Below are 21,501 nucleotides of genomic sequence, written 5' to 3'. Positions count from 1 at the left end.
TCGCGGCTACGGCACCCCCTCCACCTCCGCCTCGGCCCCGCCGTGGGCCACGCCGCCGCCCCCGACCGCGCGGACCTCATACCGAACTTGCCCCGGCCCCGCGTCGTCGTCCACCCAGGAGGCCGTGTGGCATGGCAGCGTCGCCACCACGGCGTCGTTGCGGAGCACCTGGACGGCGTCGGGCAGGTTGGCCCAGGGCGCCGCGCCGGTCTGCGGATTCCACGACAGCGCGACGGCCTGCGCCGACACCCGGCGCGCGACCAGATCCGCCGGGGCGACGGGGCGGAGCGTGCGTGACGCCGTACGCGACGAGGCATCTGCGGACGCGGTCACGTCACAGCGCGGCCACGCGGGGCAGAGGAAGAAGTCCTGCGCGCCGTCGATGGACGGCCTCAGGCCCGGCGGCATCGCCGCCCGGAACGTCTGGACGACCTCCGCGATGCCCGCCTCGGCGAGCAGGCGCGTCCGCGTGGTCCGGACGGCCTCGACCAACGCGACGCCCCCGGCGATGTCGTCGTTGTCGCCCGCGAGGCTGCCGAGGTCGTCCCCCTCGTACTCGAACGGCGACGGGGCGGCGCGGTCGTAGAGGCTCCAGAGCAGCGCCCCGATCGCGGCGTAGTCCGGGTGCGTCGTGCCATAGACGATGCCCTGGTAGCGCGCCCGCCCGGCGATGCCGTCGGTGAACGCCGCCCGCTCCGGATTGGACGAGGCGAGATCCACGTCGCCGTACTGGGCCGCCGCGTAGGCACGGACGGCGAACGAGAAGAAGATGGCCCAGCCCTCGCGCAGATTCCGGTTGCGGAGGGTGTAGCGGAGCGGGTTCGCCCCCCACATCTGGAAACTCGCGTAGTGCCCGTACTCGTGGCCGACGAGCGTGGCCGAGAGGCCCCGCGCGACGTTCAGTTCGATCTCGTGGCCGCCCAGCGCGAGCGCGTCCGGGTCGAGCGCCTGGAACACGTAGCCGCCGCCCCGGCTCCGCTCGACGCGCACCGGTGGCAGGTCGAATGGCGGCGCGCCGTCGTAGAGCGCGCTCACGAACTCGCGGCTCAGCGTCGCGTAGCGCACGATCACGCCCACCTCGGGGCGCACCTCGGCGTGGAGCGCCTCGGCCCGGACCGGGCCCGAGGCGGACAGAGGGACCCGGATCGCGTCGGCCAGGGGGAGGACGGTGGTCGTGTCGTCGAGCGTCCGCGCGCCCGCGGGCGTCGGCACGAGGCGGACGGCATCTGACTGCAGCGCGGGGACGACCGCGACCTCGTTGTAGGCCGAGAGGTCGTCGGCAGTGGCGAGATCGAACCGGAAGCTCCCATCTTCGGCCAGCACGTCGAACGTCCGGTGCCGCCGTGACCGGCCTGACGGCGGCACGGCGTGCTCCCAGCCCGTCCCGTCGGACCGCCGGAACAGGAGGTAGACGCGGAGCCCGTACGCGCCCCGTGGCGGCCTGCCGCGGTAGCTCGTCTCGAAGCGGCCCGCGAGGTGGACCGTCCGCACGTCGCTCGGTGCCACGGCCTCGTCTCCCGACGCCGCGCACCCGCCGATGGCGAGGAGGACCAGGAGCAGACCGAGACGGAGCATGGCGTGTCGCGAGGGAAACTGGCACCGACGAGACCGCTCTACGCGCTCTGCCCGTTCTGCGTCCACGCTCCCTCAGATCCCGAGCGCCTTCCGCAATCGGTCTCCGCGAACGGTCACCGACGGGACGAGGATCAGGTCGTCGTCCCCCGCGAACGGCGACGGGCTGTAGAACACGCCCAACTCCGGGCTCACAGCGAGGTCCGGCCAGCCGAAGCGTCCCCCGATGACGAGGCCGAGGGCCGGGGCGCTGCCCAGCGCGTCCGGCGCGAACGCGGTCAGGTCCTGGAGGCGGATGGCGCCATACGGGACGATCTGAGACGCTGGGGCGAGCGGTCCCGGCGAGGCAACCAGGGTGGCCTCGGCGTGCAGGTGGGTGGCCCCGACCACGCCCGCACCGACGAGCAGCGACACCCCGGCGTCTTGCCCGGGCAGGCCTGCCAGGCGACGCTTGTAGGTCGCCGTGACGCTCCCCAGCCCCACGATGCGGACGCCGACGTCCGACCGGGCGTCGAGCCCGAGGCGGGCCTCGTTGCCGAGCATGAGCCCGGCGCCCTTCGGCTCGTCATCCTCCAGCAGGTCGCGGCGGCCGGAGGTGACCTGAAGGATGGTGCTCGGCTCGATCTCGCGGGGCGCCACCGTCGCCGCGGTCGCTCCGACGCTGTAGGGCACGCAGCCGCTCGCCCCGACCGTCACCGACGCGGCGAGCGCCAGCAGGGTCAAGAACGGAGATCGAGGTGCGCGGGCCATGCGCCCAAGCTAGCAGTCTCTGGCCGAGATCGGGGGCCCTCCAGCCCGCCCCGTGCTCCGCCTCTGGCGCGTCCGCGCTCGCTGGGCTCCGAACCGGAGGGCAACCCGGCGGCGCCATCTCCGTAGCGCCTCCCCTCCGGCGCGCTCGTACTGGCGCCGGTGCCGTTCATGACGCCTTCGTGCATCCGACGCAGGATCGGCACAACTCTCTGTCACCGCTTCCGTTGCAGCGGCTATCGCTCTCCCCGCTCCTCTCCACATCATGTCCCTTCGGTTCGCCTTCCTCGTCGGCCTCCTGGCCGCTGCCCCGTCCTTCGCCCAGACGCCCGGCGCGGGCCGTCCGCAGGGCGCCGTGACGGCCACCATCGTCGACGACGCGACTGGCGCGCCGCTGCCCTCGGCGACCCTGTCCATCTTCGCAGTCCGCGACACGTCGTTCGTGACCGGCGGCGCGGCCGATGCCGACGGCGCAGTCCGCATCGACCCGATCCGGCCGGGCGACTACCTCGCGCGGGCCAGCTTCATCGGCTACGAGAGCCGCCCGCTGGACGTCTTCACCGTCGCCGCTGGGTCGCCGACGGCACTCGGGGAGATCCGCCTCGGCGAGAGCGCGGCGGTCCTGGGCGAAGCCGAGGTGACCGCCCGGCGCGAGTTCGTCGAGCAGCAGGCCGACCGGACGGTCTACAACGTCCAAGAGCAGGCCGTCACGGCAGGCGGCAGCGCCATCGAAACGCTCCAGACGCTCCCCTCGCTGGAGGTCGACACGGACGGCAACATCTCGCTGCGGGGCAACCAGAACGTCGTCATCCAGATCAACGGCCGCCCGGTGCCGGTGCGGGGGGCCTTCCTGGCCGCGCTGCTGCGCCAGATTCCGGCCGACAAGGTGGAGCGCGTGGAGGTGATCCCGAACCCGTCGGCGCGCTACGAGCCCGACGGCATGGGTGGCATCGTCAACATCGTCCTCGCGGAGGGGACCGACCGAGGCCTCTCGGGAGGCCTCACGTTCGGCGGAGGCACCGAGTTGAGCGGACAGGCGGGCGCCAACCTCGCCTACCAGCGCGGCGCGTGGGACCTCAACGGGCAGTATGGCTACCGCTACGGCGAGCGCGACACGGAGCGCAGCTCGCTCTTCCGCTACCTGACGGCGCCCCCGGACGGCATCCCCACGGAGACCGACCAGTCGGGCGTCGACGACAACTCGGACCAGTCGCACTTCCTGAACGGCTCGGCAGCCTACCTCCTCGCGCCCGGCACGACGCTCTCGGCGGAGGGCTCGCTGGGCCTCCGGAGCGGTGCGAACGGGTCCACAACGACCTTTTTCGACACCTTCCCGAACGGCGGCACGGTCAACTCCATCCGCGACTCGAACAGTGACACGGACGGCCTCAACGGCGACGCGGCGCTCATCTTCCGCCGCCAGTTCGGTGCCGGCGGCGGGGGCGGCGACGCGGGCAGCGGTGGAGGCGGCGGCGGGCGCGGCGGCTTCCGAGGTGGCTTCGGCGGCCCCCGGGGCGGCGGCGGCACCCAGTCGGACCACGAGATCGCGGTGGAGACGCGCTACACGCACGTCGAGAACGACAACCTCGGCCTGTTCGTAGAGGCCACCGACCCCTTCCCGTTCGAGCGCCAGACCTCGGACGAGGCCACCGACGAGGCGTCGGCCCAAGTCGACTACACGCGCCCGCTCGGCGGCATGAAGCTGGAGGTCGGCGGCAAGGTCAACGGCGAGTGGGTGACCAGCGCGACCGGCTTCGAGACCGGCGACAGCGAGGCGACGCTGGCTCCCGACGCGGCGCGCTCCAACGCGTTCGACTACACGCGGCAGATCTACGCGGCCTACCTCCAGGGCGCGCGGCCCATCGGCCCCGTCCAGGTCCAGGTCGGCCTCCGTGCCGAGACGGCCCGGCGCACGTTCGACCTCGCGACGCCCCTGCCCGACGGCTACGACCCCGGCGTCGACCTCGACGCGGCGGGCGAGCAGACCTACCAGAGCCTCTTCCCGAGCGCGTTCGCGACCTACTCGTTCGGCCCCGGCACGCTCATCAAGGGCGCGTACTCGCGCCGCATCGAGCGCCCGCGGACGTTCTTCCTGAACCCGTTCCCGGACCTCTCGAACGACCGCTTCGTGCGCGTCGGCAATCCGAGCCTCCGGCCCGAGTACACCGACTCCTACGAGCTGACCTTCCAGTACAAGTTCTTCGCCACGTTGACGCCCTTCTACCGCCGGACGACCGACGTGATCTCGCGCCGATTCATCGTCAATGAGGAGACGGGCATCAACCTGTTCACGGCGCAGAACCTGGACACGCAGACGAGCCTCGGCGCGGACGTGACGCTCTTCGGCGCCCTCGGCCCGGTGCGCGGCTTCGTGTCGAGCAGCGTCTATCAGGCCGTCACCTCGGACCCCGACCCGGACGAGGCGGCCACGGAGAACCTGACCTGGAACGCGCGGGCCAGCCTCCAGTGGAAGGTCCGCGAGGGCACCGACCTGCAGGGCTTCATGTTCTACCGCGGCCCCGAGACGACGGTCGACGGCACCCGCAGCGGCTTCGCCTTCACGACCATCGGCCTCAACCAGAAGCTGAGCGAGCAGCTCTCGCTGGCGGCGCGTGTCAACGACCCGTTCGGGCTGGCCAAGTTCGAGTTCGAGTCGGACAACGGCGTCACCTTCCGCGACACGTCGTTCGACCCCGCCATCCGGCAGGCCTCGTTCACGCTGACCTACACGTTCGGCTCGAACCAGAACCGTCCGCAGCCTCAGCAGCAGCCGCAGGGCGGCGGCGTCGACCAGGGCTTCGGCATCTGAGCAGGCGAAGGGTGAGGGGCGGAGGGCCAGACGGCTCATCGCCCCTCCCTCTTCACCCGTCCGCAGGCTGCCCCCAGGCGTTGGGTGCCGGGTCGCCGGGCCGCGCCAGCCAGTAGACGAGCACCAGGCCGATCACCGGCAGCAGCCCGACGAGCACGAACAGGCTGCTCCGCCCGGTGTCGTGGAGCCGACGCGCGACGGCCGAGAGCGCCGGGAAGAACGTCCCGACGGCGTAGAGCGCGAACACGGCGCTGCCCGCCACCCAGGCCGCCTCGGTCACGGTGCCGACGACGGCGGACGCCACGGCCAGCACCACCGTCACGCCGAGGTGGACGAGGACGAAGCCCCAGAACTCGGCCCGCGACGCGCGTCCGTCGAAGTCGGCGAAGGCCGAGAGGACGCGGAGATAGGCGGCGGCGGGCGACATGGAACGCAGGATGCAGGAACGCAAGGTGCTCCCTTGCGGGCTCAGACGCCAGCACACGTCATGGCCCGGAGAGCGCCGTCCCGGCCATCGAGCCGGGCTCTTTCTGCGTTCTGGAGCGCGGGCGCTCCTGCCATCATTCTACTCCACCCAGTCGGCGACGAAGACGTTCGTGTCGCGGGTCGGCGTGCGCTCGACGTTGCGGTTGGACGCGAAGACCAGCTTCGTGCCGTCGGGCGAGAACATCGGGAAGGCGTCGAAGGTGCCGCTGAAGGTGACGCGCTCCAGATCGCCACCGTCGAGGTCGACGAGGAAAAGGTCGAACTCGCGCCCGCCCTCATCGAGGGTGTGGTGGTTGGACGCGAAGATCAGCTTCTCGCCGGACGGGTGGAAGAACGGTGCCCAGTTGGCGCCGGGCAGCGTGGTCACCTGACGAGCGTTGGAGCCGTCGGCGTCGGCCACGTAGAGGTCGAGCGCGCCGGGCTGGACCGCGTTCTGGGTGAGGAGGGCGCGGTACTGGTCGGCCGCCTCGCCCGTCGGGCGGGAGGCCCGCCATACGATCTGCGAGCCGTCGGGCGAGAAGAAGGCACCGCCGTCGTACCCGAGCTCGTCCGTGAGCTGGAGGAGATCGCCCGTGGCCACCTCATAGCGCCACAGCTCCAGGTCGCCGGAGCGGGTGGACGTGAAGATGACGAACCGGCCATCCGGGCTGACGGTCGCCTCGGCGTCGTAGCCGGGCCCGCCGATCAGGACCTCCGGGTTCGAGCCGTCGGCGTCGGCGACGTAGATCTCGAACGAGTCGAACACGTCCCAGACGTAGCGGCCGGTGCGCTGCGCGGCGGTCGTCGGGCACTCGGGGCCCGCCGCGTGGGTGGACGCATAGACCACGCGGTCGTCGGTGAGGAAGTAGCCGCAGGTGGTGCGTCCCTGGCCGGTCGAGACCAGGTCGGCGCCCGCGCCATCCTCACCCGCGCCCTCGGCGACCGACATCACGAACTGCTGGTCGCAGCCCTGGCTGTTGATGGCGCCCCAGTCGCTCTGGAACGACAGCTGGGTGCCGTCGGGGCTCCAGTACGCCTCGGCGTTGTTGCCACCGAAGGTCAACTGGCGGATGTTGCGGAGGTGCGTCTCGCCCTCGAACCGGAGCGGATCGGTGGGGTCCGCCTCGGCCATCGTGCCGACCGGAGCGCCCGTGATGGGCTGGTCCGCGGAGGCTGCGGCGACGGCCTCGTTCTCCACTTCGGCGAGGTTGGCGCCGACGGTCTGGCACGCTGGCAGAACGAGGGCGGCGACGAGCAGAGCGAGCGAGCGTCCCGCACGCGGGATCAGAGAGGTCGACATGGGAACCGGGAAGGAGAGCGTCCGTGACATCGCGGCCAACCCCGCACGCCCTGCGGTGTTGCTGGCGCGTTCCCCCTTCCCTCGATTTTCGACGCCATGCCCGACGCTGCGAGTCCCGCCCTCGACTTCCAGGCCGACGTGGTCGAGGCCAGTCATGCCCGCCCCATCCTCGTCGACTTCTGGGCGCCGTGGTGCGGGCCGTGCCGCGTGCTCGGGCCGGTCCTCGACCGCCTCGCCGCCGAGGCCGCCGGTCGGTGGGCGCTCGTCAAGGTCAATACCGACGAGGCGCCGGGGCTGATGCAGCGCTACGGCATCCGCGGCATCCCGGCCGTCAAGCTGTTCGTCGGCGGCGCCGTCGCGGCCGAGTTCACGGGGGCGCTCCCGGAGCACATCCTCCGCCAGTGGCTCGACGAGCACCTCCCCTCGCCCGCCCGCGCCCACGCCAAGGCGGCGGAGGTAGCCTGGGGAGCGGGCGACCGCGCCACCGCTCGCGCCGAACTGGAGGCGGCGCTCGCCGATCCCGAGGCGGAGACGGCCTCCTGGGCCGCGGCGGCCCGCAGCCGCCTCGCGCGTCTCCTCGCCTTCGACGACCGCGACCGCGCCCACGACCTGGTCCGCGACCTCCACACGCCCGAGGCGGAGGCCGTCCGCACCGTCCTGACGGCGCTCGACCGCGACCTCGACTCGCTGCCCGACGGCCCGCCCCGCGCCCACGTCGTCGCGGCGCTGACCGCCCTCCGCGCCAACGACCTCGACACGACGCTCGACCGCCTCATCGAGGCCATCCGCGCCGACCGCTTCTACGACGACGACGGCGCCCGCAAGCTCGGCGTGGCGCTCTTCCAGACCCTCGGCGAGGGCCACCGCGTCTCGCAGGCCCACCGCCCGGCGTTCAACATGTCGCTGTATTGAACGAGGGCCGGGCACGGAGGCGCCCCCTCCTCACCACCCGGTCTTCCGTTTTCTCCTCGGCAGGCGGACCACCATCCCGTCGAACACGAGGTGGCTGAAGTAGCCGACGACGGCGGCGCCGTAGAACGGCAGCCCGGCCAGCGGCCGCTCCGGCGTCAGGACGTAGGGCATGACCAGGAGCGGGCTCGGGATGAGCAGCATCGCCCAGAACGTGTGCGTCCACCCGCGGTGCTTACCGAGCGCGGGCAGGATGCAGAAGAGGCCCAGGTACGCCGCCGCCTCGATCTCACGCGCCACGATCAGCCCCACGTCGACGACGAAGAACAGGCTGTAGAAGATGTTCTGCCCCTTCGAGTTGGTGTCCACGTCGGGCCAGAGCCCGAATAGCAGGCACAGGCCGAACAGGCCGAGCGGGTACGCGATCAGCTCCACCTCGGTGAACTGGCGGTACGCCTGGTCGACGGAGTAGAGGAGCACCAGCACGCCGAGGTAGACGGCGAAGAAGACGGTCGCGCCGACGAGGTGTCCGCGGTAGCCAGCCAAAACGAGGGGGGTCGGGGAAGGGGCCCAGGGTACGCGCGAGGCGGGCGCCGTCGTGTCACACGGGTGGGTGCGTCACTCGTCCGTCTCCACGGCCTCGGAGACCACCGGCACTATACCCGGTCGCCGCGAGCGGCGATACCCGCATCCCTCCGAGTTCTGAGATGCCGACGGATTTGTCCACTTCTGCTCCCGACGCTCGGACGCGACGTGGCACCGTCTTGCCTCTCCTGCTCCTGGTCGGGTACGGCCTGCTCCAGGGCGCTCCCTCCACGCGAGACCTCGCCACGCAGTGGGTGCAGGAGAATCACGTGGTCGAGGTGGCCACGTTTCTCACGTTGCTGCTGGGTGGGCTCCTCGCCTTCGACCTGGCGAGGCGCTGGCGCGACCAGCGACGGCCGACCGCGCAGACGGCCGCCCTACGCGCGCTCGGCGTCGCCCTGGTGCTCGTCGCCATGGAAGAGATCAGCTGGGGGCAGCAGTTCCTCCACTTTGCCACCCCCGGCCTCTTGGTCGAAGCCAACGCTCAGGGAGAGACGACGCTCCACAACCTTCACGGCGTCCAGGGCACCGCGGGGTACCTCTACCTGCTCGCCGGCACCGTCGGGCTTCTGCTGACGCTCCCCGCTCGTCTGGACGACGCCCCCGACTGGCTCCGCTCGCTCACCACACCCAGTAGCCTGGTGACCGCACTCGTCGCGATCACTCTCTTCGGGTTCGTCAAGCTCTACGCCGACGGCTTCGTCGCGTCCGCTACCGTCCGCATGGGCGTCCGGTGGACCTCGGAGGTCGTCGAGATGCTGGTCGGGTGCGTCGGGCTGGGGTACGTCGGCGTCAAGTGGACGGAGACGACACGACCCCTGGCGAACGGGTTCCGAGGCGAGGTCAGCTCAGTCGTCCGTCTCCTCCACCTCCGCCTCGGGCGTCGGGGCGGCCTCCTCGGCCGCGGCGAGGACGCCGGCTAAGAACGCGTCCGCGTCGAGGTCGGGGCGCCAGCGGACCTGCCGGGCGCCGTCGGGGTGGAGGCGCATCCAGTTGGCGAGCATGCGCATCTCGTCCACGTCGGGGCGGCCGTGGGCGCTGGGTGCCGAGACGGCCGGGTCGAACGTCTCGGCGAGTGCGGCCCCGAGGTCGGCGACCTCGTCGGGGCCGGGGTCCGACGGGATCTCGACGCGCGCCGCGAGGCGGCCGTGGCGGATCAGGAAGAGCTGGGCGCCGCCGTCGAGCCCCTCGTAGCCGGGGGCGAGCGGCTCCACCAGCACCGCGTCGTGCTCGTGGACGGCCGACGCGATGCGGCGCTGGCGGCCGAACGTCCGCTGGAGGCGGTGGAGCTGGTCCCGGTACCAGCCCGCAGCCTCGTACTCGCGCGTCGCCGCGGCCTGCCGCATCGCCTCCTCGATCATGTCGACCGCCTCCATGTCCTGGCCGGTCAGGAACGCGCGCACGCGCTCCACCTCCAGGTCGTACTGCTCGGCACCGGGCCCGCCGACGCAGGGCGCGCCGCAGCGGCCCATCTCGGAGTAGAGGCACGGCCGCCCGAGCGCGAACACGTTGTCGTCGCACTCACGGAGCATGAACAGCCGCCCGATCAGCTCGACCAGTTCCTCGGCCTGCCCGCGCCGCCCGAGCGGGCCGTAGTACTCGGCACCGTCGTTGGCGATGCGCGGCGTCCACGAGATGGTCGGGTACGCGTGCGTCGTGTCGAGGCGGATAAAGGGGTAGTCGCGGTAGCGGCGGAGCGCGCGGTTGTAGACCGGCAGGTAGTTCTTGATCAGCTTCGACTCCTCCAGCAGCGCCGCCAGTTCTGTGCCGGTCTCGCGCCACGTCACGTCGCGCACGTCGCGCACCAGCTTGCGCGTCTTGGGGACGTGGTTCTCGACGCCGGTGAAGTAGCTCCGGACGCGGTTGCGGAGGCTCTTCGCCTTGCCGACGTAGATCACCGAGCCGCGGCTGTCGCGCATGAAGTAAACCCCCGGCCGGTCGGGCAGCAGCGGCAGGATCTGCTCGCGGATCTTCTTGAGGTGCGTCGGCTCGCGGCGGGTGTCCTTGTAGCGTCGCCGCTGGAAGCCGAGCAGGTCGTCCACGGTCTCGACGCCGAACTCGATCCGCATCCGGCCGAGCAGGATCACCAGCAACTCGGCGGTCGCGGTGGCGTCGCCCAGGGCGCGGTGACGGCCGTGGACCTCAATGCCGAAGTGCTTCGTCAGCTGGGAGAGCCCCTTCGAGGGCAGCGACGACAGCATGCGCCGGGCCAGCCGCAGGGTATCGACGGACGGGTTCTGGAGCGGCGGCAGGCCCGCCTCGGCGAGCGCCACGTCGAGGAAGCGTGCGTCGAACGGCAGGTTGTGGGCCACGAGCACGGCGTCGCCCAGGAACTCCAGGAAGCGCGGCATCACCTCCGAGGCCGACGGCTGGCCGTAGACCATCGCCGTCGAGATGCCCGTCAGCCGCGTGATCCGGTTGGGCACGTGGCGGCCGGGGTCGATGAGCTGCTGGAAGGTGTCTACGATCTCCCCGCCGACCAGCCGCGCGGCCCCGATCTCGATCAGGCGGTCGTCGCCCGCCCGCGACCCGGTGGTCTCGGTGTCGACGATGACGAATTCGGCGCGGTCGATGTCCATGGCTTCGGAAGATCGCGACAGGATGCCCCCACCCGCTGACGCCCGCCGTGTCACACGCTCTGCACACCCTCTCGACGCACACCGGGCGTCGTACCGTGCGGAATCAGCGCGCCGTTCACGATGCCTCTTCCTCCCCTCCTCGCGGTGGCCCTGGTCACGCTGACGGTCGCCATGGCGGCGGCCTTCGTGTTCGCCCTCTGGTGCCCCGAGGCGGACGGCCCCGCGCGGCGTCGCTGGCTCCTCCTCGGCCTCGGCCTCGTCGCGGGCTACCTGAGCCTCTCGGCCGCCCTGGCCGCCTCCGGCACCCTGGCCGACGTGCAGGCGCGTCCGCCCGCGGCGGCGCTGATGCTGCTGGCCTTCTCCGTGGCGACCGTCTCGCTCGGGCTCTCGCGCGTCGGCGACCGGCTGCTGGCGTGGCCGCTGGCGTGGCTGGTCGGCGCGCAGGCGTTCCGCGTGGGGGTGGAGGTGTGGCTCGCGGCGGCCTTCGACGCGGGCGTGGTCCCGGCCGAAGTCACGTACCACGGCTACAACCTCGACGTGGCGACGGGCCTCACGGCGGTCGGGCTGGGTCTCTGGCTGTGGCGAGGCACGCCGCCCCGGTGGGCCGTCGTGGCGTGGAACGTCCTCGGGCTGGCGCTGCTCGCCGGGGTCGTCGCGACGGCGGCCCTCTCGGCCTTCGGCATCGTGCCGACGCAGCCGCAGGTTCTGCTGCCGGTCACGTTCCCCGGCGTCTGGCTGCCCGCGTGGCTCGTGCAGGTGGCGCTCCTCGGCCACGTGCTCGTATTCCGTGCGCTGCAGCGGACGCGTACGTTTGGCGACAGTCCGCCGCCCCATCTCCGGTAGGAGAGGTCCCGGCACGCTTCCCACCGAGCGCGCGATGACCGATTCCATGAACCGCTGGCGCCGCCTCGAAGCCCTCTTCGAGGAGATCGCCGACCTCCCCGAAGCCGAGCGGGAGAGCGCTCTCGACCGCGCCTGCCGCACGCCCGACGGCGACCCCGACGACGCCCTCCGGGCCGAGGTCCAGGCCCTGCTCGACGCCGACGCCCGCGCGGAGACCTTCTTCCACCTCCCCCCGCCGCCCCGCCCCCTGGCCGAGCCCATCGACCGGGTCGGTCCGTGGCAGTTGATCGAGCGCGTCGGCCGCGGGGGGATGGGCGAAGTCTGGCGCGCCGAGCGAGCCGACGGTCCGTACGAACAGACGGCTGCCGTCAAGCTGGTGCGCGCGGGCCTGTCGGCGAAGGGCGCGGCGCGGTTCGTCGCCGAGCGCCAGATCCTGGCCCGGCTCGACCACCCGTCCATCGCGCGGCTGCTCGACGGCGGCGTCGCCCCGGACGGGCGCCCCTGGCTGGCGATGGACTTCGTGGAGGGCGACCCCATCACGGACTACTGCGACCGCCACCGGCTCACCGTCGAGGCACGACTGGGGCTCTTCCAGCACGTCTGCGAGGCGGTCCAGGCGGCCCACCGCAACCTCGTCGTCCACCGCGACCTGAAGCCCTCCAATGTCATGGTGGCGGACACGCCCGACGGGCCCCGCGTGACGCTGCTCGACTTCGGCATCGCCAAGCTGCTCGGCGAGGACGAGGCCACGCCCCACGTCGTGACCGCCGCCGACCAGCGCGTCATGACGCCGCAGTACGCGGCCCCCGAGCAGGTCTCCGACGCTCCCATCACCACGGCCACGGACGTCTATGCGCTGGGGGTGCTGCTCTACGAACTCCTCACCGGGCGACGCCCGTTCGCGCATGTCGAGGGGCGCCACGCCATCGAGCGAGCCATCCTCGAAGAGACGCCCACGCGCCTGTCCGAGGCGGTCGCAGACGACGGGCCCGCGCCCCCTCCGTCGCTGCCATCGGACGTGCCCGCACGGGCCGCCGAGGCCCACGCGGCCACGCCAGGCCCCGGCGTGCTCCGATCGTCGACAGCCGAGAAGCTGCGCCGCCGCCTCCGCGGCGACCTCGACCGGATCGTGCTGAAGGCCCTCCGCAAGGAGCCCGAGCAGCGCTACGAGTCCGCCGCGGCACTCTGCGCCGACCTCCGGCGCCACCTCGCGGGCCTCCCCGTCGACGCGCGTCCGTCGACGGTGGGCTACCGCGCGTCGCGGTTCGTGCGCCGCCACCGCACCGGCGTGACCGTGACCGCCGTCGCCGCGGTCGTCGTGCTGGCGGCCGCGGGCATCGCGCTCCGCGAGGCGAGCCGCGCCAACGACGAGCGCGACCGCGCCGTCCAGGCGACGGTCTTCCTGACCGACCTCCTCGGCGACGTGGACCCGGACGAGACGGGCGGCCGGGAGGTCTCCGCCGAGGCCCTCCTCGACCGTACGTCGGCGCGCCTCCGCTCGGGCCTCCAGGGGGACCCCTGGACGCGGGCCGCCGTCGAGGCCTCGCTCGGCAAGGTGTATGGAAACCTGGGCCTGTTCGACCGTGGCGAGGCGCTCCAGCGCGACGCGCTCACGCTCCGCCAGACGCTCGGCGGCCCCGGCCACCCCGACGCCCTCCAGTCGGCGGCCGACCTCGCGATGCTGCTCACCCAGCAGTCCCGCTACGACGAGTCGGAGCAGATCCTCGACGAGGCGCTCGCGAGCGGCACCGAGGCGCTCGGTCCGTCCGCGCCCGCGGTGGCCATCCTGCGGCGGGCGGCGGGCCTGAACCTCGTCCACCAGGGACGCTTCGAGGAGGCCGAGCCCCACCTCGTCCGCGCGCTCGCGGATCTGCGGCAGTCGCTCGGCGACGGCGACATCGAGACGGCGCACGCGCACGCGGCGATCGGAGCGCTGCTGCGGCGTCAGGGACACCTCGTGCGCGCGGAGGCCGCATACCGGCGCGCGGCGGCGCTCTACCGCAGCCACTACGGCCCCGAGAGCGCCCGCCTCGGCAGCGTCCTCAACGAGATCGGCGTCGTGGTCAAGAACCAGGGCGACTACGTCCGCGCGGAGGGGTACTACCGAGAAGCCCTCGGCATCTTCGAGGCGACCTACGGCGAGACCCATCCCGAGACCGCGCTCGCGCTCAGCAACCTCGGCCTCCTCTACAAGGACCGGGCGCTCCTCAACGGCGACGCAGCGCTGCTCGACCGCGCCGAGCCGCTCCTCATCCGGTCGCTCGATATCTTCCGCCGCCTCCACGGCGACACCCACCTCCGGGTGGCCCACACCGAGGCGCACCTGGGCCTGCTCGCCCTCGCCCGTGGCGACGCGGCCGATGCGGAACGCTGGTGCCGCCGCTCGCTCGCGACGCACGACTCGTCGGGCACGCCCGCGCTCCACACGGCCCGCCCGTACCCGATGACCGGGCTCGGCGAGGCGCTCGTCCGCGAGGGCCGGGCAGCCGAGGCCGTGCCCATCCTCCGGGAGGCGCTCCGCATCCGCCAGGTCTCGACGCCCGGCCACTGGCGCATCGCGGAGGCACAGAGCGCGCTCGCCGAAGCACTCACCCGCGTCGGCCAGCACGAGGAAGCCGAGGGGCTGCTGACGCGCGCCGAGGCACGCATCCAGGATGGGGTGGGCGAGTTCGGTCCGCTCCGGCTCCAGACCCGCGCCCGCCGCGCCCTGCTCACCGCCCGAAGTCGGTGAGCAAGGAACCGGCAGACGCGAAGAGGCTCCCTAGAGCCCCAGCACCTCGAACAGTGCCTGCCCGACGGCGTCGTTCCCCATCCGACCGTGGAAGAGCGCGGCACCCGGACCGAAGGCGTAGAGCCCCACGTCGACGGCCGTGTGGCCGCTGGTGGTCCAGGCGACGCCGGCGGGCACCGACTGGAGGTCGCGGACGAGGAGACGGAACGCGGCCGGGGTGGCCTGCGCGGCCCGGAGGGCGTCCGCGGCGCCCTCGGGCAGCACGTCGAGCCCGAGCGCGAGGCGGACCACCTCGGCAGGGTCCGAGGCAGCCTCGGCCCGGCTCAAGATCACGTCGTGGCTGGCGGTCGTGGCGAGCAGCGGCGCGGGGTCCCACTGGTAGACGCCGTCGCGGCCGAGCGTCATGCCGCCCGTCTCGTGGTCGGCCGTGGACACCACGAGCGTGGCCCCGTCGGCGGCGGCCCAGGCGAGCGCGGCGGCGACGGCGGCGTCGTAGGCCAGGATGTCGCCGAGGTGGGCGGCCGGGTCGTTGCCGTGGCCCGCGTGGTCGACGCGCGAGCCTTCGATCATCAGGAAGAAGCCGTTCGCCCGTGCGTCGGACGAGGCCGCGAGCAGATCGAGGGCGCGCGTCGTCATCTCGGCCAGCGACGGCTGGGCCGTTTCATCGCGGTCGATCTCGTAGGCGAGGTGGTCGTCCGCCAGGAGTGCGGCGGCGGGGAGTCGGTCGAGGGCGTCGAACCCGGCGCGGTCCGTGGCGACGTGCCACGCCGCCTCGGCCATCGGACCGAGGAGGTCGGCGAAGAACGTCCGGCCGCCACCGAAGAGCACGTCCACGTCGGAGGCTGCCAGTTGGGATGCGATCTCCGCCTCCTCCGCGCGGAGCGCGACGTGGGCCGCGAACGAGGCGGGCGTGGCGTGCGTGATGCGACTGGTGGCGACGAGGCCGGTCGCCATGCCACGCGCCTCGGCGGCTTCGAGGACGGTTCGGCACGGCTGGCGGTCGGCGTCCATGCCGATGGCGCCGTTGTAGGTCTTGAGGCCGCAGGCGTAGGCCGTCGCCCCCGCGGCCGAGTCGGTCACCCGGCTGTCGGTGGCCGAGGTCTCGACCGAGCCCACGAGCAGGCTGTCGAACGCCAGCGGCGCGCCCTTCGCCGCCGCTCCCAGCGTGGCCGACGCCGGGCCGAAGCCGTCGGCGATCATCAGGATCACGTTGCGCGGACGCTCCGGTGAGGCGGGCGCCGAGGGCACCGGCGCGGGCGCCGAGGCGGGCTGGCTGACGGCGCACCCGGCAACGAGGAGGGAGGCCAGCAGGACGAGGATCCGGATCATGGTGTGGTGGAGAGGATCAGCGGAGGAGAAGGGACGAGGCGGACGCACACGGCACGCCGCAGGGGGCGGGCAGAAGCAGAGCCAGGCCCGGATGCGCGCGCGATGCATCCTACGCCAGGCCAACGGGCGTCCGTGAACCGGCGTGTGATACCGTGGATCTTCGCGCCGAATCCGATGCGCCGGAAGCGCCTCCGGGGGCCGCTCCCCCTATGCTGACACGCGAGCGCCGAACGTCGGCGGAGCGGGCGCGTACCGCCTCCCTCATCCCTCCCTCCCCATCCCTCCAGTTATGAAGCTCACCGTGGTAGGCGCGGGCAACGTCGGCGCAACGGTCGCCGAGTGTGTCGCGCGCATGGACATCGTCCAGAACATCGCCCTCATCGACATCAACGCCGGGGTCGCCCAGGGCAAGGCGCTCGACCTCATGGAGTCCGCCCCGATCCACGGGTTCGACACCGTCATCGAGGGCGGCGACGACTACGCCATCTCGGCCGGGTCGGACGTGACGGTCATCACGGCGGGCTTGCCCCGCAAGGAGGGCATGAGCCGCGACGACCTGCTAAAGGTCAACGCAGGCATCGTCTCCAGCGTCACCCAGAAGGTCGTCGAGCACTCGCCCGACACCATCATCATCGTCGTCTCCAACCCGCTCGACGTGATGACGTACGTCGCGTACATGGAGAGCGGCTTCCCGTCCAACCGCGTCATGGGCATGGCGGGCGTGCTGGACACGGCGCGCTACCGGGCGTTCCTGAAGATGGAGCTCGGCGTCTCGATCCGCGACATCAACGCGATGCTGCTGGGCGGCCACGGCGACTCCATGACGCCGCTGCCGCGCTTCACGACGGTCGGCAGCCAGCCGGTCACGGAGTTGATCGAGGAGGCCCGCCTCGACGAGATCATCGAGCGCACCAAGAAGGGCGGCGGCGAGATCGTCAAGCTGATGGGCACGAGCGCGTGGTACGCGCCGGGCGCCGGCGCCGCCGAGATGGTCGAGGCCATCGTGAAGGACTCCAACCGCGTGCTCCCGGCCGCGGCCTGGGTCACGGGCCAGTACGGCCTGGAGGACATGTTCATCGGCGTGCCGGTCCGCCTGGGCCGCAACGGCGTCGAGGAGATCGTGGAGCTGTCGCTCAACGAGAAGGAGTCGTCCGACATGCAGTCGTCCGGCGCCCACGTCCGTGAGGTCATCGAGGCGTACCAGAACCTGCCCACGGACGAGGCCTAGCGCGCCGTCTCGGACCGGTCCTCGCGGGGGGCTCGCCAGTCGGCGGGTCCCCCGCGCTCGTTCAGGCCGTGCGGGCGGCCATCACGGCGTCCGCGAAGGCGCGGAGGTCGTCGCCGCCGCCGGGGGCCACCTTGAACTGGAAGTCGCGCCCGGAGGTCTTCAAGTCCATCGTGTCGAGCGCCCCCTTCTTGCCGGGCCCGAACGACTGGATCTCGGAGAGCATGAACCGAAAGCTGCCCTTCTCGGCCGACAGCGCCTCGTGGCCGCGTGCCTCCAGCTGCCGGACGCCCGCAGCCACCTGCGCTCCGTACCGCGCCTCGACGCGCTCCAGCACGGGCGCCGCGAGCGCGACCCCGAGTGCCGCGCCGGTCTCCTGGCCCAGGTCCTCGTTTCCCGCCAGGCGGTCGCGCCGGGCCTCGGCGTCGAGCTGGCGGCTGGCGCCGGTCAGGTACCCCTCCGCCCCGCCGACGCCACCCATCGCGGGACCGAGGCGGACGACGTGGAGCACGTCGTCGGTCAGGAGCAACGAGTAGGTGGCGGCCCAGCGGAACAGGCTGGCGTAGGTCTCGACGGGTTCGATGCGGCGGGTCATGGGAGCGCGGGGAGCAAGGGTCGTGCGTACCTACGCGAGCGCCCCACCCCGAAGGTCAACGGCGCCTCCGTCTCGCCCGAGTGTTGTTTTTTTAACCGGCGGCGCACGAGACCGCGGCGGCGCTCGTTCGGAACGGTCTCAACCCCTTCCACCCTGTTCGACATGCGACGACTGCTCCTCACCGCCCTCGCCCTCGGCGCCCTCCCCGCCGTCGCCCAGACCGACGACACCCGCACCGAGCGCGAGATCATCATCGAACGCGACGACGCCGACGGCCCGCAGGTCCGCCGCATGATCATCGTCAACGGCGACACGACCCTCGACGAACGGCGGGGCGGCGCGGCCTTCTTCTCGGACGACGGCCGGAACGTCGTGATCGAGGACGACGAGGTGATCCTCGATCGCAGCGGCGGCGACGGCCGGGCGGTCCGCCTCCGGATCGAGAGCGACGGCGACGAGATGATCGTCCGCCAGGGCGATGGCGACGAGGCCAACGTGGTCCGTTTGCGGATGCCATCGCTGGACGGCCTCGCCACATGGCGCATGGACGCGGACGGCCCCGCAGGCCTGCTCCCCCGGATGCTCCGCGAGTTCCAGACCCGCCCCGGCGTCTCCTCGGAGACCCGCCAGCGGATGCGTGCCCTCGAGATGGAGTCGCAGTCACTCGCCCGCCGCGCCCGCTCCGCCGAGGGCGACGCCCGACGGGACGCGCTCCGCGAGTTGGACGACGTCCTGGGCGAGCTGTTCGAGGTTCGCGGCGAGGCCCGTCGCGAGGAGGCGGCCGCCCTCCGCGAGCAGGCCGCCGCGTTGCAGGCCGAGGCGGACGAGTTGGACGCTGCGACCCGCGACCGCGCCTCGCGTCGGCAGGCGCTCATCGATGCGCGCCGCGCCGAACTGATGGGTGAGCGCGCCTCCGACTGGTAGCGGTGCTCGCCGACGGGCGCCTGTACGAGGCGGGTCTCTTCGGAGACTCGCCCCCCGCGCTTGGTACGGCCCACCCCGGCGCCAAGGCGGACTGGGAGGAGAAACGCTGTAGTGCTGGGGCACCACTGCCGCGACCCACAGGTCCTGTGAAGACAGGGTCATGAAAATGTGAACGTACAGTGAGACGGCAGCTAGGTTCGGACGCCCGCGCCCTGCGGTACAGGATGCGCGACTCCCTAGCCCACCTCTCACATGTCCCGACTGTTACGCCTCGCGGTAATCGCGAGCCTCCTCCCGATGGGTGCACAGGCCCAGTCCCTCCGCGCCGACGCGGCCCTCGACCACGCCCGCCGCGCTGCGGCGGCCGACGGCCTCGCCAGCGCCGACTTCGTCGTCACGGACGCGGTCCCCTCCGCGCGCAGCGGCGCCGAGTACGTCTACCTCCGCCAGTCGATCAGCGGCCTGGAGGTCGTCGGCACCGAGGCCAGCCTCGCCATCGGCCGCTCGGGCGACGTGTTCCACGCCGTCGGGCTGGAGCGGCTCGTTTCGCCGAGCGCCTCCCTCTCCGCCGCCCCGACGCTCACGGCCGCCGACGCCGCCAACGCGGTCGCGCGCCACAACCGCCTCCGCGGCGGCGCCTTCACCGTCACCGGGCGGACCGGCGGACCGTCGCAGGCCGTCGTCCTGAGCGACGGCGGGGTCGCTGCTGAGCCCGTCCCGGCCCGCCTCGTGTGGCACGCCGACGAGCTGAAGGGCGTCCAGCTCGCCTGGGAGGTCTCCCTCTACCAGGCTGACGCCCAGCACTGGTGGCTCGCCTACGTGGACGCCCGCTCCGGCCGCGTCCTCTCGCAAACGGACCTCGTGGTCCACGACACGTTCGGCGAGGCGCCCCCCCTGTCGCTCGTGCCCGTCCGCGAGCACACCGAGGCGCTCTCGCCCTTCGTCGCCGCCCGCTCGAACGTCGGCGGCTACCGCGTCTACGCGATGCCCGACGAGGCGCCGATCTACTCGTCCGGCCGCGTGCTCGTCACCGACCCCGACGACGCGACGGCCTCCCCGTTCGGCTGGCACGACACCAACGGGTCGGCCGGGGCGGAGTACACGATCACGCGCGGCAACAACGTCCACGCATACACGGACATCGACGCCAACAACAGCCCCGACACGGGCAGCAGCCCTGACGGCGGCGCGGGCCTGTCGTTCGACTTCCCGGTCGACCTGAACCAGGCGCCGAGCGCCTACCGCCCCGCCTCGGTCACCAACCTGTTCTACTGGAACAACGTCATCCACGACGTGATGTACCAGTACGGCTTCGACGAGGCGAGCGGCAACTTCCAGGTCAACAACTACGGCCGCGGCGGTGCGGGCAACGACGACGTCCGCGCCGAGGCGCAGGACGGCGGCGGCACCAACAACGCCAACTTCGCCACCCCCGCCGACGGCTCCCGCCCGCGGATGCAGATGTACATCGGCACGTACTCCAACCCGGACGTGGACGGCAGCTTCGACAACGGCGTCGTGGTCCACGAGTACGGCCACGGCATCTCGAACCGCCTCACGGGCGGCCCGAGCCTCGCAGGTTGCCTCGGCAACGCCGAGCAGATGGGCGAGGGATGGAGCGACTGGTACGCCATGATGTTCACCATGGACGGCGCCGACGACCGCACCGACTCGCGCGGCATGGGCAACTACCTGTTCGACTACGGGGTCAACGGCGGCGGCATCCGGCTGGCGCCCTACGACACCGACTTCGCCGACAACGGCTACACCTACGGCAACACGGCCTCGATGTCGGCGGTGCACCAGATCGGCTTCGTCTGGGCGACCATCCTGTGGGAGGTCACCTGGGACATGATCGACGCGCACGGGTTCTCGGCGGACCTCTACAACGCGTCCGGCACGGCGGGCAACCAGATCATGCTCAACCTCGTCACCGAGGGCATGAAGCTGCAGCCCTGTCAGCCCGGCTTCGTGACCGGCCGCGACGGCATCCTGGCGGCCGATCAGGCCCTCTACGGGGGCGCTCACACCGCGACCCTCCAGGCCGCCTTCGCGCGCCGCGGCCTCGGCTTCTCGGCCGACCAGGGGTCGTCCACTCGTACCAACGACAACCAGGAGGCCTTCGACCTGTGGGGCAGCGAGCCGCCCCCGCCGCCGACGGCGATCACGCTGACCGTCACCCGCACGGGCGGGCGTCGGCCGAAGAACAACCTCAGCTGGAGCCCGGCCGACGGCGGCCGCGTGCTGGTCTACCGGAACGGATCGTCCATCGCCAACACGAAGGACGACGGCTCCTACAGCGACCGCAATGGCGGCGCGGGTGATGTCTACCAGGTCTGCGAGACCGACTCGGGCGACTGCTCGAACTCGACCTCCCTCGCGCCTGCCGCTCTCGCGAGCGCCTCGGCGGCGTCGAGCGCAGCCATCGACACCGAACTCCGCGTCGCACCGAACCCGGTCGCCTCGTCGGCGCGCGTCACGTTCGGTCTCGAAGAGGCCGCCGACGTGCAGTTGGAGGTCTTTAATGCCCTGGGCCAGCGCGTCGCCGTGCTCGCCAGCGGCCCGCTCGGCGAGGGCAACCACGAGGTCCGCTTCGACGCGACGACGCTGCCGAGCGGCGTCTACCTCTACCGCCTCCGCACGGGCGCCGAGGTGCAGACGGGCCGTCTGGTCGTGACGCGCTAAGCGCTCCCTCTCCCGGCAGCATGGGGCGGTCCTCTTCGGAGGGCCGCCCCATTTTCTGGCCGTCCTCCGGCCAGATCGCCTCCCGAGCGCCTGCCTCGAAAGACGAGCATCCGCGGGCTTCCCATGTCAGCGGGACGGTCCGGAGGGCTGACGTGGACCAAGGGGCCCATCCAACTGTCGCAACCGTTCGCATTCGTCTCACA

16 protein-coding genes are annotated in these 21,501 nt (G+C 72.1%); 8 read left to right on the top strand and 8 right to left on the bottom strand.

The features are described from left to right. Nucleotides 1–6: 6 nt before the first annotated feature. Complete coding sequence (locus B1759_RS12430; protein WP_095515395.1) at nt 7–1,575, bottom strand: hypothetical protein; 1,569 nt, start codon at nt 1,573–1,575, stop codon at nt 7–9. 72 nt (nt 1,576–1,647) lie between these two features. Continuing rightward, nucleotides 1,648–2,322 (bottom strand): hypothetical protein, encoded by a 675-nt coding sequence (locus B1759_RS12425; protein WP_095515394.1) that lies wholly within the window; start codon nt 2,320–2,322, stop codon nt 1,648–1,650. A gap of 262 nt (nt 2,323–2,584) precedes the next feature. On the opposite strand from B1759_RS12425, the gene B1759_RS12420 reads away from it, so the two are divergent. Further along, the gene (locus tag B1759_RS12420) at nt 2,585–5,128 is read left to right on the top strand and encodes a TonB-dependent receptor domain-containing protein (RefSeq protein ID WP_095515393.1); all 2,544 of its coding nucleotides are present in this window, start codon (nt 2,585–2,587) and stop codon (nt 5,126–5,128) included. Nucleotides 5,129–5,180: 52 nt separating this feature from the next. Here B1759_RS12420 and B1759_RS12415 read toward each other — a convergent pair whose 3' ends face one another. Both B1759_RS12415 and B1759_RS12410 read right to left on the bottom strand, forming a co-directional pair. Then, nucleotides 5,181–5,555 (bottom strand): DUF805 domain-containing protein, encoded by a 375-nt coding sequence (locus B1759_RS12415; protein ID WP_095515392.1) that lies wholly within the window; start codon nt 5,553–5,555, stop codon nt 5,181–5,183. A 138-nt stretch (nt 5,556–5,693) separates the two neighbouring features. Then, on the bottom strand, nt 5,694–6,893 hold the full coding sequence (locus tag B1759_RS12410) for a PD40 domain-containing protein (RefSeq protein ID WP_198948851.1): 1,200 nt from the start codon (nt 6,891–6,893) through the stop codon (nt 5,694–5,696). A 96-nt stretch (nt 6,894–6,989) separates the two neighbouring features. On the opposite strand from B1759_RS12410, the gene B1759_RS12405 reads away from it, so the two are divergent. Then, complete coding sequence (locus B1759_RS12405; protein WP_095515391.1) at nt 6,990–7,805, top strand: tetratricopeptide repeat protein; 816 nt, start codon at nt 6,990–6,992, stop codon at nt 7,803–7,805. Between the two features lie 30 nt (nt 7,806–7,835). On the opposite strand, the gene B1759_RS12400 is transcribed toward B1759_RS12405, so the two are convergent. Beyond that, complete coding sequence (locus tag B1759_RS12400) at nt 7,836–8,348, bottom strand: metal-dependent hydrolase (protein WP_095515390.1); 513 nt, start codon at nt 8,346–8,348, stop codon at nt 7,836–7,838. Between the two features lie 218 nt (nt 8,349–8,566). Between B1759_RS12400 and B1759_RS12395 the strand changes: the two genes are divergently transcribed. Continuing rightward, the gene (locus B1759_RS12395; RefSeq protein ID WP_095515389.1) at nt 8,567–9,310 is read left to right on the top strand and encodes a hypothetical protein; all 744 of its coding nucleotides are present in this window, start codon (nt 8,567–8,569) and stop codon (nt 9,308–9,310) included. Here the strand turns inward: B1759_RS12395 and B1759_RS12390 are convergent. Then, entirely contained in the window at nt 9,236–10,966 is a 1,731-nt protein-coding gene (locus tag B1759_RS12390) for a DEDD exonuclease domain-containing protein (protein ID WP_095515388.1), read from the bottom strand. The genes B1759_RS12395 and B1759_RS12390 overlap by 75 nt on opposite strands. A gap of 120 nt (nt 10,967–11,086) precedes the next feature. On the opposite strand from B1759_RS12390, the gene B1759_RS12385 reads away from it, so the two are divergent. Further along, on the top strand, nt 11,087–11,809 hold the full coding sequence (locus B1759_RS12385) for a hypothetical protein (RefSeq protein ID WP_095515387.1): 723 nt from the start codon (nt 11,087–11,089) through the stop codon (nt 11,807–11,809). Nucleotides 11,810–11,843: 34 nt separating this feature from the next. Next, a complete protein-coding gene (locus tag B1759_RS12380) occupies nt 11,844–14,540 on the top strand; it encodes a serine/threonine-protein kinase (RefSeq protein ID WP_095515386.1) in 2,697 nt (898 codons plus the stop codon). A 30-nt stretch (nt 14,541–14,570) separates the two neighbouring features. On the opposite strand, the gene B1759_RS12375 is transcribed toward B1759_RS12380, so the two are convergent. After that, nucleotides 14,571–15,869 (bottom strand): alkaline phosphatase, encoded by a 1,299-nt coding sequence (locus tag B1759_RS12375; protein ID WP_158225239.1) that lies wholly within the window; start codon nt 15,867–15,869, stop codon nt 14,571–14,573. Nucleotides 15,870–16,158: 289 nt separating this feature from the next. Here B1759_RS12375 and mdh point away from each other — a divergent pair, with 289 nt between their 5' ends. Continuing rightward, nucleotides 16,159–17,097 (top strand): malate dehydrogenase, encoded by a 939-nt coding sequence (gene mdh / locus B1759_RS12370; RefSeq protein WP_095515384.1) that lies wholly within the window; start codon nt 16,159–16,161, stop codon nt 17,095–17,097. Nucleotides 17,098–17,158: 61 nt separating this feature from the next. Here the strand turns inward: mdh and B1759_RS12365 are convergent, their stop codons facing one another. Further along, nucleotides 17,159–17,689, bottom strand: coding sequence for a hypothetical protein (locus B1759_RS12365; RefSeq protein ID WP_095515383.1), 531 nt, complete (start codon nt 17,687–17,689; stop codon nt 17,159–17,161). Nucleotides 17,690–17,851: 162 nt separating this feature from the next. Between B1759_RS12365 and B1759_RS12360 the strand changes: the two genes are divergently transcribed. Then, a complete protein-coding gene (locus B1759_RS12360) occupies nt 17,852–18,613 on the top strand; it encodes a hypothetical protein (protein WP_095515382.1) in 762 nt (253 codons plus the stop codon). A 252-nt stretch (nt 18,614–18,865) separates the two neighbouring features. Next, nucleotides 18,866–21,298 carry a M36 family metallopeptidase gene (locus tag B1759_RS12355; protein ID WP_143537373.1) on the top strand — a complete coding sequence of 811 codons (2,433 nt, stop codon included), beginning with the start codon at nt 18,866–18,868 and terminating at the stop codon, nt 21,296–21,298. The last annotated feature ends 203 nt before the right edge of the window (nt 21,299–21,501 follow it).

Source organism: Rubrivirga sp. SAORIC476 (genome assembly GCF_002283555.1).
Taxonomy (GTDB): Bacteria; Bacteroidota; Rhodothermia; order Rhodothermales; family Rubricoccaceae; genus Rubrivirga.
The sequence above is the reverse complement of the archived record's forward strand: the minus strand, read 5'-3'. Positions and strand labels throughout refer to the sequence as shown.